Origin of the sequence: Roseivirga sp. (genome assembly GCF_034669765.1) — a bacterium.
Lineage (GTDB): Bacteria > Bacteroidota > Bacteroidia > Cytophagales > Cyclobacteriaceae > Roseivirga.
Map to the genome: position 1 here is coordinate 280,292 of NZ_JAXMOQ010000005.1, position 12,148 is coordinate 292,439.

Annotated in this window: 12 protein-coding genes; 5 read left to right on the top strand and 7 right to left on the bottom strand. The window is 39.4% G+C overall.

Going from position 1 to position 12,148, the window contains the following annotated elements:
- Positions 1-133: 133 nt before the first annotated feature.
- Positions 134-661, top strand: coding sequence for an FKBP-type peptidyl-prolyl cis-trans isomerase (locus VOI17_RS12080; protein WP_323757480.1), 528 nt, complete (start codon positions 134-136; stop codon positions 659-661).
- 65 nt (positions 662-726) lie between these two features.
- On the opposite strand, the gene VOI17_RS12085 is transcribed toward VOI17_RS12080, so the two are convergent.
- Positions 727-2,379, bottom strand: a complete 1,653-nt coding sequence (locus VOI17_RS12085) for a M28 family metallopeptidase (RefSeq protein ID WP_323757481.1) — start codon at positions 2,377-2,379, stop codon at positions 727-729.
- A 112-nt stretch (positions 2,380-2,491) separates the two neighbouring features.
- Between VOI17_RS12085 and VOI17_RS12090 the strand changes: the two genes are divergently transcribed.
- A complete protein-coding gene (locus VOI17_RS12090) occupies positions 2,492-3,235 on the top strand; it encodes a hypothetical protein (protein WP_323757482.1) in 744 nt (247 codons plus the stop codon).
- A gap of 80 nt (positions 3,236-3,315) precedes the next feature.
- Here the strand turns inward: VOI17_RS12090 and VOI17_RS12095 are convergent, their stop codons facing one another.
- The 3 genes from VOI17_RS12095 to VOI17_RS12105 are packed head-to-tail and all read right to left on the bottom strand — an operon-like array spanning position 3,316 to position 5,806.
- Positions 3,316-3,804: an FKBP-type peptidyl-prolyl cis-trans isomerase gene (locus VOI17_RS12095; RefSeq protein ID WP_323757483.1), complete on the bottom strand. Its 489-nt coding sequence runs from the start codon at positions 3,802-3,804 to the stop codon at positions 3,316-3,318.
- 19 nt (positions 3,805-3,823) lie between these two features.
- Positions 3,824-4,723 (bottom strand): FKBP-type peptidyl-prolyl cis-trans isomerase, encoded by a 900-nt coding sequence (locus VOI17_RS12100; RefSeq protein WP_323757484.1) that lies wholly within the window; start codon positions 4,721-4,723, stop codon positions 3,824-3,826.
- Between the two features lie 60 nt (positions 4,724-4,783).
- Positions 4,784-5,806, bottom strand: a complete 1,023-nt coding sequence (locus VOI17_RS12105) for a bifunctional oligoribonuclease/PAP phosphatase NrnA (RefSeq protein ID WP_323757485.1) — start codon at positions 5,804-5,806, stop codon at positions 4,784-4,786.
- Positions 5,807-6,000: 194 nt separating this feature from the next.
- Here VOI17_RS12105 and VOI17_RS12110 point away from each other — a divergent pair, with 194 nt between their 5' ends.
- Positions 6,001-6,420: a nucleoside-diphosphate kinase gene (locus VOI17_RS12110; protein ID WP_323757486.1), complete on the top strand. Its 420-nt coding sequence runs from the start codon at positions 6,001-6,003 to the stop codon at positions 6,418-6,420.
- Here the strand turns inward: VOI17_RS12110 and VOI17_RS12115 are convergent.
- On the bottom strand, positions 6,417-7,517 hold the full coding sequence (locus tag VOI17_RS12115; protein ID WP_323757487.1) for a lysylphosphatidylglycerol synthase transmembrane domain-containing protein: 1,101 nt from the start codon (positions 7,515-7,517) through the stop codon (positions 6,417-6,419). The genes VOI17_RS12110 and VOI17_RS12115 overlap by 4 nt on opposite strands.
- Positions 7,517-8,269, bottom strand: a complete 753-nt coding sequence (locus VOI17_RS12120; protein ID WP_323757488.1) for a segregation and condensation protein A — start codon at positions 8,267-8,269, stop codon at positions 7,517-7,519. Before VOI17_RS12120 ends, VOI17_RS12115 begins: the two co-directional genes overlap by 1 nt.
- Before the next feature lie 149 nt (positions 8,270-8,418).
- Between VOI17_RS12120 and dxs the strand changes: the two genes are divergently transcribed.
- Together dxs and VOI17_RS12130 are read left to right on the top strand one after the other, a co-directional pair.
- A complete protein-coding gene (gene dxs / locus VOI17_RS12125; RefSeq protein ID WP_323757489.1) occupies positions 8,419-10,356 on the top strand; it encodes a 1-deoxy-D-xylulose-5-phosphate synthase in 1,938 nt (645 codons plus the stop codon).
- A complete protein-coding gene (locus VOI17_RS12130; RefSeq protein WP_323757490.1) occupies positions 10,343-11,116 on the top strand; it encodes an alpha/beta hydrolase in 774 nt (257 codons plus the stop codon). Before dxs ends, VOI17_RS12130 begins: the two co-directional genes overlap by 14 nt.
- Before the next feature lie 4 nt (positions 11,117-11,120).
- Here the strand turns inward: VOI17_RS12130 and VOI17_RS12135 are convergent, their stop codons facing one another.
- Positions 11,121-12,032, bottom strand: a complete 912-nt coding sequence (locus VOI17_RS12135; protein WP_323757491.1) for a YihY/virulence factor BrkB family protein — start codon at positions 12,030-12,032, stop codon at positions 11,121-11,123.
- Between the last annotated feature and the right edge of the window lie 116 nt (positions 12,033-12,148).

Consider the following 12,148-nt stretch of genomic DNA (forward strand, 5'->3'; position numbering starts at 1 on the left):
TTCCTTCCAATATATTTGCGTCATCTTTTAATTAGGAACTATTCCAACTTCTTGCTTAAACAAGGTGTCTATTGCGTTTAACAAGTGATTAAAAAAAATTAACCATGCCACATAAAGGGCATTTAGAATAATTATGAAAGGAATAAAAATTCTGTTGGGAATATTGATGATTGGCGCGGTGCTGCAATCTTGTTCAAATGATTTTGAGCCTTACGACCCTAATGCACAATTAGCCATTGACATCGCAACAATCGACAGTTATGTTGCTACCAATAATTTGACCGTAAAAATTCATGAGACAGATATTAGGTACATTATTGATGAAGAAGGAAATGGAAAAACAGTGGCTTTAGGAGATACTGTTTATGTCAATTACGAACTCACACTCTTAGATGGCTCTTTTATAGACACCAACGTAGAGCAAACCGCAATAGACAACGGCATCTTTAGCTCCAGCAGAACCTATGAGAGGTTTGGTTTTATTGTAGGCACAGGCATGGTGATTTTAGGTTTTGATATCTCTACTCAGGTTTTAACAGAAGGTGGCAGTGGCACTTTTTTAATCCCTTCAGTTTATGGCTATCAAGATTTACAAAAGGATCGAATTCCTATCAATTCAAACTTAAAGTTTAAAATCAAACTGCTGGAAGTGAAAAAATAACTTAAAACAAAGGCCGATTGAGTTAATCAATCGGCCTTTGTTTTAACTATGTGAAAAAAGATTTTTTACTTCTTTTTCAAGCTCATATCTTCATCTCGTTTTGCCTTAAACTCTGAACCTTCACTCCATTTAGGAAAGTAAGTTTCATTGGCCAACCTCTTACCTACATTGAAAAGTAAGGCCGCATCTTGGGCAATCCCCTTTAAATCCCATTCTTCAGGCAAGTAATTATCTGCCTGCTGGTGGTATTGAATGGCCAAGTACTCTTGTGTTTTCTTTTCAATAAATTCCACTCCCTTTTCTTTCGACTCATAAGAGCCCGAAGCATATAAAGCTGGAATTCCTATTTTGGCAAAACTGAAATGGTCGGAACGGAAGAAGTAACCTTTTGCTGGGTCAGGGTCAGGAATTACATAACGTCCCTGTTTGTCGGCTTCAGTCTTCGCATAAGTATCTAACTCAGACTGTCCATAACCAGTAATGGTCAAGTCCTTCATTTCGCCATAGGCCGGAAGACCATCGATATTAATATTGGCAACACTTTGATTTGGCGGGAAAAGCGGGTTCTGAGCATAATAAGCAGAACCAAGCAAGCCTTGTTCTTCTGCAGTTACGAACAGAAATACCACCGAACGCTCAGGTTTAGTTTCCATTTTAGCGAATGTTTCGGCTATCGTAAGCAAACCCACTGTTCCGCTGGCATTATCATGTGCACCGTTATAAATAGAATCACCATCTACTGGCGCACCCACACCCAAATGATCCCAATGAGCTGAATAAATAACGTACTCATCTGGCCTTTCGCTTCCTTCAACCATGGCCACAACATTATGCGACATGTCTCTTTTGATTTCATTCTTAACACTCATAGAGGCTTTCAAGTCCATGGCTATGGGTTTGAAACCTTTTGTTTTGGCCAAGCTAGAGTAGTCCTTAATTCCTGCTGCTTGAAACAACTGAACCGCTGTGTTTCTAGTAATCCATCCTTGAATAGCACATTTATATGGCGGATTGGCAGCGTCTAAATTTAGCTTTGCACCTGTCCAAGAACTTTGCACCACCAACCAAGGATAACCCGCTGGTATGGTTTCGTGCACAATCAAAACACCAGCAGCACCTTGTCGAGCCGCCTCTTCATATTTATAAGTCCAACGGCCATAATAGGTCATTTGATCTCCTTTAAACAGAGTACTGTCACCTGACCCAAAACCTGGGTCATTCACTAAAACAACAACCGTTTTTCCCTTTACGTCCAGTCCTTCATAGTCATTCCAGCCATACTCTGGCGCTACAATACCAAAGCCTGCATACACCAATTCAGAATCTTTAACAGCAACTTCTTCCTCCACTCTTTCGGTATAGATTACTACATCGTCACCAGTTTTGAAACTCATTGATTTTCCCTGCCCTGTTACGGTCATGGTTGGAGATTGTATGCCCGTAATTTCTACCAAAGGCACTTCCTGAAAATAGCTTTTCCCATTCCCAGGTTTCAAACCCATTCCTTTTAGTTCTGATTCTAAATAATGAATCGTTTTTTCTTCCCCTTCTGTGAAAGGTTTTCTTCCCATAAAATCATCCGAAGCAAGTACGCTCAAGTGACGGTCAATGGTGAGTGTATCAATGACTACTTTTTCTTCAGTTACATTTTCACCCGATTGACAAGCCCAAAAGCCCATGACCATCGCAGCGAAAAGTGCTATATTTTTTCTTTTCATATTTCTTCAATTTAAAAACGAAGATAAAGAAAATTTAAGGGCTTAGAATGAATTTTGAGGAACAGGTCAAATCCTCTAATTTCACTGATGTAATATCCAAATCTTAGAATTGATGAAATACTTCCTTTTTCTTTTACTGATCCTTACCAAGCCAATCCATTCGCAGAATGTCTCTCAGATTGTAAGTGAAAAAACAGGTAATATTTCATTCTCTCCCTTGCCCGTCACTGGTTTATGGGTGATTGAAAAGGTGATTGCTGGAGATGAAGATTTAACGCCTATTATGAAATGGATTTCATTCGAAGAAAACGGCACTTTTACTTCGGGAAATGGGTGGCTTCAAAATAACTTGGGCAGTTGGGTTTATGATGACCAACAAAAAGCCTTGATTCAATCCACTGATGCAGGGATTGACTCTTACGGTCCTTTTAATGTTTCATTTCAAAATGAAAAAATGATTTGGGAGAGAATTGAAGAAGGAAATAAAGTGAGTATAACCTTGGTCACCGTAAACCAAAAGCCCATGGCATCTTGGGACATGATTGTTGGCACTTGGGAAATTAGTATTCCGAATGGTATACACCCGACTACAGGCAGTGTGGTTGCCGAATATCTGCTTGAAAACATTACTTATAGCTTTAATTGGGACAGGCGCTACAAAAAGTTTGATACAGAAGGGATCTTAGTGGAAACAGGCATCTGGCAAATCGATTCATATTCACCGACACTCACATTAATCAGCGATGAAAAAGACACAAGAACCCGTTGGAAAATTCAATTTAGCAATGGTAATATGACCTGGGAAAGCCTATTACTGGAAAACGAACTCATGAAGTTGTATTTTAAGAAGGGCTAAAGAACCCATTTAGGAAATCCGAAAATAAAAAAGGATCACCTTTTGAAAAGTGATCCCTTTTAAATATCGTTAAGTAAAACCTATTCGTTTCCTAATAAATCTACTACACGCACATCAAAAACCAATACTGAGTTTGCTGGAATAAACAAGTTTCCAATATTTGCATACCCATACTTAGAAGGAATGAATATGGTGGCTTCTGTTCCTTTGTTGAACAACTTAAAGGCAATATCCCACCCTTGAACTACAGAGCCTTGACCAATAACAAAATCAAATACCTCCTTGCCAATATTCGTATCAAACGTAGATCCATCAAGTAAATAGCCCGTATATTTCACCAATACAGTTGAGCCGAACTTTCCGTTCGCTCCAGTTCCCTGTTCCTTAATGACGTAACGTATACCGCTCTCGTCCTTTTCTGCTACAAGGCTACTATCAGCTAAGTACTGCTCAATTAGAACAGTATCTCTAGTAAATTGCTCCTCAACATCAAAAATCTCATCTGGCTTACAGGCACTAAAAGCTAATGCCACAATACCCAATACCAAGAATGCTCTAATCGTATTCATTAATTGATTCTTTATTTTTTTAATTCTTAATGTCAACCAACTCAAGCTCAAACATTAAAATTCCATTTGGAGGAATAGGGCTACCTGGCCTTGGCTCTGGCCCATAAGCCAATTTTGAAGGGACAAAGAAAATAGCGCTCCCTCCTTTATTCAATAACGGAATACCCACATCCCAACCATCAATCACAGCTTTTTGTCCCAAAGGAAAAGAATAAGCCTCATAAGGTTCTCTCATAGGATTATAAAAGTTATGCTCTTCTGCAACGGATTTATCACTGGTATCGATATACGTACCGTCCAATAATTGAACCACATATTCTATTGAAACTGTTTGACCAGTTTGAGGTTTAGCTCCAGTACCTTCCTTTTTCATGATATAATAAAGGCCTTCTTCAGTACTTTCCGCTTTCAAGTTATTTTCAGCTAAATACTCTTCAATGATCACTTTATCCTTTTCTGCTTGAATAGCAATGGCTTTTTCCATTTCAACTTGTATACGCTCTGAAAAAGCTTGCTCATCATTAATCTCAAGCACTCGAATGTTCATGAAAACAGATTCAGCCGTATCCAAATCTGGAGTAATAGGCATTCCAGTCAACATTGAATACTGATTTAAATGAAACTTGATCTGCACGCTATCACCTTCACCCAAGGGTTGGAGTATTTTACCCAACATAGGCGGCACTCCAGTAACTGGATTGATAACGAACCCTCCAATAGGTTTAGGGTTGATCACAACAGAATCCTTATACACGCTCTTGAGGTCTAACATCATGGCTTGGTTCGGGCCTAATTTCTTACCTTCGCGTTCGTCCACTAACCTGTATGCTACACCTGGCTCCGATTCAATAAACTTAATCTCTTTCTTACAGCTAGAGAGCCCAACTAAGGCGATCATTACCACAAAGTATTTTTTCATCTGATTCATATCTAGTCCTTATTCTTAAATCGATGCCACAATGAAGGGCAATTTATAGGGTTATTTATTCTTTTCGCTATCTAATAAAGGTTTGTAATCTATCAAAACAGACTTAAATTTATCTACTGTTTCTACTAGAGTTCCATCGGTTTTTCCACCTGCGGCATTTCTATGTCCACCTCCATTGAAATACTTAGATGCTATTTCGTTTGCTGGAAACTCACCAATAGAACGAAACGACATTTTTATTCCATCACTACTATCTTTAAACAAGACCGCCAATACAATTCCCTCAAGTGAAAGTGCATAATTCACTAAACCTTCGGTATCACCAGTTTGGGAATCAAACTGATTGAGTTCTTCATTGGAAATGGCAAAATAAGCGGTATGAAATTCAGGAAGTATTTCAAGCTTTTGGCTTAAAGCAAATCCCAAAAACTTAAGCCTATTGAGCGAATTAGTATCATAGATTTTCTTGGCTACTTTGGCGTTATCGGCCCCTATTCCAATCAATTCAGCTACCACCTCATGTACATTTTGAGTAGTATTCGGATGACGAAAGCCGCCTGTATCAGTCATTATTCCTGCATAAAGACATTCTGCAATATCCTTGTCAATCAAGGCCTTGTCGCCCATCATCACAATTAGTTCAAAACAAAGCTCGCAAGTTGATGCCGCTTTGGTATCCCACAACCTATAATCTGCAAAATCCTCTGGCTCCAGGTGGTGATCTACGTTTACTTTAAAGGCTTTGGCATTTCTCACCATTTCTCCCATCTCGTTAATTCTGTGCAATACAGAAAAATCGAGTGCAATAATGGTATCGGCCTCGTGAATAAAATTTTGTACTTGATCTGAGCTCTTATCAGTATAGACCAAAACGTCATCGTTCCCTTTCATCCAATGTAGGAATCCCGGGTAATCACTTGGTGTGATCACCTTAACGTTGTGCCCCTTCTTAATAAGGTAGTTAGCCATCCCCAAAGAAGAACCTAAAGCATCCGCATCAGGCTTGTGATGTGTAGTAATCACAATTTTATTTGGGGTATTCAGCTGTTTGATTAAAGAATTTATGTCTCCCATTAACAACAAATACTGCAAAAGCAGTATACCAGTCAGCCGACAAAGTTGATAAGAATAAGCTTCTAAAACAATGATTTAACAGTGATTAACCTATTGATAAATAAGTTAAAATATTCATAATCAGGTTAGAGCATCCGAATTAATCTTCTATTTTTGCAGCCAAATTAAGAAAATACAACAATCCTATAATTAGCATGGCAACAAATAGAACGTTTACAATGGTTAAGCCTGACGCTGTAGAAGCAGGTAACATTGGTGGAATTTTAAATATGATTGAAGAAGGTGGCTTCAAAATCGTAGCAATGAAGTATGTAAAATTGACAGCAGAAATTGCGGGTAAATTTTACGAAGTACACAGTGAGAGACCTTTCTATGGTGAGCTTTGCGAATACATGTCTTCTGGACCAATCGTAGCTGTAATTCTTGAAAAAGACAATGCTGTTGCTGATTTCAGAAAACTAATTGGTGCAACTAACCCTGCTGACGCAGAAGAAGGTACAATCAGAAAAAAATACGCAACATCTATTTCTGCTAACGCAGTACATGGTTCGGATTCTGACGAAAACGCAGCAATTGAAGGAAGTTTCTTCTTTTCTCAGTTCGAAAAATTCTAAGGATTCAATTCCTTATTAGAATAGAAAAGCGGCTTATGGTCGCTTTTTTTTATTTTTTTAACCACCAACTTCTTAATCCAGCCTGGCAAAATCAAAGCACCAATGATTAAGTAAGGGTAAAAACTGATGAGACGCCAGATCAAACTGGCTACAAAGGTATATTCACCCAAGAAATCACCGAAAAAGGCCGGAAAGATATATTCGGCTGTTCCTGCGCTACCTGGCGTTGGAGAAACGAGCAGCACTAACCACATAATGAGGTGTCGGCCAAGGATAAGGAAATGATCATCAATACTGATAGGAACAAAACCTACCACTAGCATATTCAACACCCCGAACTTGACAATCCATATCGCATAAGTAAGCCCAACCAGTTTTAGCCAAAAAGCAGCTGACTTACCTCTTAATTCTTTTGAAACCTCAAAAAGCTCATCTGCCCTATTTGACAAGCGGCCTCGCCATTTTTTTAAGAAAGGCAATTGCGCCAGCCTGTGTAAAAGCTTTTTAACCACAGAAGGAAACAGTAATAAGGCGGAAATTTTAAATGAAACATAAAAAGCAATTAATCCATAGCTCAGGTAAAAAAAGTACGACAAACTCCCTCCCAATTCACTTTGTATAAGTTCAGACTTTGGCAATGCAGCGCCACCCGTAAATAACAAAGCTATTGGCGAAGCAGTAAGAAAAAAGATGTTGTCCATCATGGCCAACAGCAAGGCATAAGCCAAGGCCCTCCCCACATCTACCTTATGTTTATGTATAATATATACGATTACAGCAATGGGACCAATGATTGGAGGCACTACTGCCACGGCAAACTCCCAGAGTAAAACAATCCGCAGAGCGTCCTTTGATGTAAATGACCCACTCCCTACTAATTTTACCCTAGCTGTATTTAAAAGGTCTTTGGAAATAAGAAAAATGAAAGCCAAAACAATTGCCAAAACTGAAATCCGCAGCATAGACTGTAATGTTGCTTCATTAATTTTATCATCACGAAAAGCAACAAAGGTCACAATGGCCAAACCGATGATTACAGGGAGCCAAACACTTCTGGGGTTAAGCGTACGAAGTGCTTTTTTAGAATCTACATCCATTATTGCTCTACGAACTCGCCTTCAATCTTTTCGATCCAAAAATTATTGAACCCTTCACCCAAATGCATTGTGATTTCTCTCAGTTGAAGCAGGTCCAATATGGAAAGGAAGTTGAAAATTACAGCAATTTTATTGGGCTCTAATTCAATCAATTCCACAAACGAAATCCGTGGAGTTTCACCAAGTTTAGCCATTATAAAATCGCGCTGCGAAGAAATGGTATAAGGATATTGTACTACCTCGTGCTTAGGTTTATTCTGCTCTACCTCATATCGAGATATCACCTTCTGAAAAACTTTAAGTAATTTATATAAGTCCAAATCCTGCATTTCGGATTCAACATCATTGCCTTCCGACAGCTTTTTGAGCTCACGCAAAACATTACCCCTCGACTCCATCTGCATTCGATCGCTCTCCATTTGGACAAGCGTTTCCACCACAGACTTGTACTTTTTATATTCGAGCAAATGCCTTACTAACTCGTCCCTTGGATCAACTTCATTCCCCTCATCATCCAATACAGGGCGAGGCAACAACATTTTCACCTTAATGCGCATTAAAGTGGCCGCCACCAAAATAAATTCACTTGCTACCTCCACATTTAATTGTTCCAAATGATGCAGGTAATCCAAAAAATCTTTAGTTATCTTGTTGATCGGGATGTCATTAATGTCCAGCTCATCTCTTTGAATAAAGAAGAGCAAAAGATCGAATGGACCCTCAAAAAGCGGAAGTTTGATTTCGAAACTCAAGGATTATGAATTGTTATGAATCAAATATATAAGGATTAGGAGAATGAAGCCGGCTAACTCAAAATATTTTCTAATTTTGTTGTTTCAAAAAGTCCGGCTCAAACAATTATTGCGTAGTTAAGTTCTTAATTCATTTAGTCCAATATCAAATGCTGATACAACCGGGAAAGCTGCTTAGTAAAATTGATTCACCTGATGATCTTAAAAAATTAGATCAGGCTGACCTTGTTCAGGTATGCGATGAATTAAGACAATTTATAGTTGACAACGTGTCTGTTTACGGAGGCCATTTTGGTGCTTCTTTAGGAGTTGTAGAGCTCACTGTAGCCCTACACTATGTTTTCAATACACCCACCGACCAATTGACATGGGATGTTGGACATCAGGCTTATGGGCACAAAATATTAACCGGAAGAAGAGATACTTTCCACACGAACCGTATTTATAAGGGACTTTCCGGTTTCCCAAAAAGAAAAGAAAGCGAGTATGATGCTTTTGGAGTAGGCCATTCTTCCACTTCAATTTCGGCAGCATTAGGTATGGCCATGGCCAACCAATATAAAAAAGATAACCGCCACCATATTGCAGTAATTGGTGATGGTGCCATGACAGGAGGTCTTGCCTTCGAAGCAATGAACCATGCTGGGGTTTCTAATAGCAACCTGCTCATTATCCTCAACGATAATTGCATGTCCATCGACCCAAATGTTGGGGCGTTAAAAGATTATTTAACAGACGTCACCACTTCTTATACTTATAATAAAGTAAAAGATGATGTCTGGAGACTGCTGAGTAAGTTTTCTAAATTCGGAAAAAGCGCACAAGAAATTATATCGAAGGTAGAAAACTCAATGAAGACCATGCTTTTAAAACAAAGCAATCTTTTTGAGTCGCTCAACCTTAGGTATTTTGGCCCAGTAGACGGACACGATGTTCATCATCTTACCAGCGTAATGACAGACCTGATGAATATTCCAGGCCCTAAAATTCTTCATTGCGTCACCGTGAAAGGCAAAGGTTACAAACCTGCCGAAGAAGGAAATGCAACGACATGGCATGCACCAGGTAAGTTTGATAAAGTAACGGGCGAAGTATTCAAAAAAGTAAGCGACAAGCCAGAAGCACCTAAATATCAGGACGTTTTTGGTCACACTTTAGTAGAGTTGGCTGAAAAGAATGACAAGATCATGGGCGTTACTCCCGCCATGCCTTCTGGTTCTTCAATGAACATAATGATGAAAGCCATGCCAGACAGGGCTTTTGATGTTGGAATTGCAGAGCAACATGCAGTAACTTTTTCAGCTGGGTTAGCCACTCAAGGGCTCATTCCATTCTGTAATATTTACAGCACATTCATGCAACGTGCTTACGATCAAGTGATTCATGATGCATGTATTCAAAACTTACCCGTAAACTTCTTTTTAGACAGGGCTGGTTTTGCTGGTGCAGACGGACCCACCCACCATGGCGCGTATGACATTGCTTACATGCGCTGCATTCCAAACATGATTATTGCCGCCCCAATGAATGAGGCAGAACTAAGAAATTTAATGTACACCGCTCAACTTCCTCGAGAGGGTGAATCATTTACTGTGCGTTACCCAAGAGGCCAAGGTGTAATGCCCGAATGGCGTACCCAAATGGAGAAGGTTACTATTGGTACAGGTAGAAAAATAGCCGATGGAAAAGATGTGGCTGTGCTTACCATTGGCCATATCGGAAATTATATAACCACTGTACGAGAACTATTAAGCAAAGAAGGTTTGGCTCCAGCGCATTACGACATGCGTTTTGTAAAACCTCTAGACGAAGAGCTGCTTCATGACATTTTCAGGAATTTCAAAAAAGTGATTACCGTTGAAGACGGCTGTGTAATGGGTGGTTTCGGTAGTGCCATTCTCGAGTTCATGGCCGACAATAATTATAGTGCACAAATTAAACGTTTAGGTATTCCTGACGCCATTATTGAACATGGCACTCAAGAACAATTACATGCCGAATGTAACTTTGATGAGGCGGGAATCGCCAATGCAGTTCGTGAACTGATGGGCGTGAAAGAGGCAAAAACTCAACATGCCAACAATTAAGGCAACAATTCAAGGCGAAGGTTTTCCAGTTATTCTACTTCATGGTTTTTGTGAAAGCAAGTCTATGTGGTTCCCTTATGCAAAGAGCCTTACCGAACATTATCAAATCATTTGCCCCGACTTACCTGGTTTTGGGGAATCTCCATTACCGGAAAAAGACATTACTTTAGAAGAAGTAGCTGATGAATTGGCTGGTTTTCTATCTGAAATTAAGGTAGAGAAATGTGTGGTTATTGGGCATTCTTTAGGTGGTTATGTAGCCTTGGCCTTGGCCGAAAGACATACTACGCTTATTCAAGGACTAGGCTTGTTCAATTCAACCGCCATTGCAGATGATGAAGAGGCCAAGCACAGAAGAAATAAATCCATTTTATTTCTGAAAAAACACCCTGTCCCAAAATTCATTGAGCCTTTCATTCCCTCACTCTTTTATTCAAAACGAAAAGAGGAGTTAAAGGAAGAAATCGCTCTGGCCACTTCAATCGGCTTACAAAGCCCTTTAGATACTATAATTGCTTACACCTTGGCAATGAAAATTCGGAAAGACAGATTTGAACTTTGGAAGAATCTTCCGTTTCAAACCTTGTTTATTGGAGGTGCTAACGACAGTCGTGTTCCTTTAGATATGGCCGAAAAACATATTGAAGAGAGAGCAAAAGTGGATGGTTATATTTTACCAGAAACTGCCCATATGGCGATGCATGAGCGCCCAACGGAAACCCTTCAAATGATTCAGGATTATTTATTAAAAGTGGTCTAGGTTTTTAATCAGACTTTTCTTCATCCTTCTCATATTGTGCTTTCCATCTGGCGTGTTCTGCTGGCTTAAACCTATAGCCTTTGTGCTGAGCAAAAGCTTGAGTAAACTCAGCTCCAAAAAACATAATTAAGCACGTATAATTGATCCAAAGCATAATTAGTACAATGCTCCCCGCTGCTCCATAGGAAGAAGCAGGTTCGGCCTGCCCGAAATAAAAACTCAAAATAAACTTACCAATGATAAACATTATGGCCGTAAAAAACGCGCCCGACCATACACTTCTCCAACTTACACTTACATCTGGAAGTACTTTAAATACTAGGGCGAAAAGCACAGTTGCGATTCCCAGAGTAATCGCAAAATCCAGCACATTCACTATTACAAGTAAATAATCTGGAAACTGACGGCTCATCCACTCACTTATGGCAGCCAATACAGCGGATATTACCAGAGAAATAAGAAGTAAGAAGCCGATCGCCAAAATAAGCCCCAATGAATACGCCCTGTCAAAAACTAGTCTCTTAATTCCGCTATTAGGCTTTTGCTCAACTCGCCAAATATTATTGAGTGACTTTTGCAACTGGAAGAAAACCGTAGTCGCACCAAAAAGCAAAATACCAATTCCGACAGCACGCATAATAAAACCTGAATCACTTTGATATGAGCTAGCAACCATGTTTTCTATACTTTGCGCGGCATCATAACCAATCATTCCTGAAATTTCATTTACCAAACGGCCTTGAACCGCTTCTTGCCCATATACCGCACCTCCAATGGAGATGAGTAAAATCAAAAGTCCAGGAAGTGAAAATATAGAATAGTAGGCCACAATAGCACTTTGACGAAAAGCCTCATCCTCATTCCAGCCCTTAAATGCCTGTTTTAGTAATTTCCACCATGTCTTTATACCCATCATAAAAAATCCAATAATGTAATAGAAACACATATCTGCCAATAATGTTAGAAAACCATTGGTGAATGAGAGGGCATGAAAAAGCTAAACCACAATAATGATTGAATAGGAAACCTAAA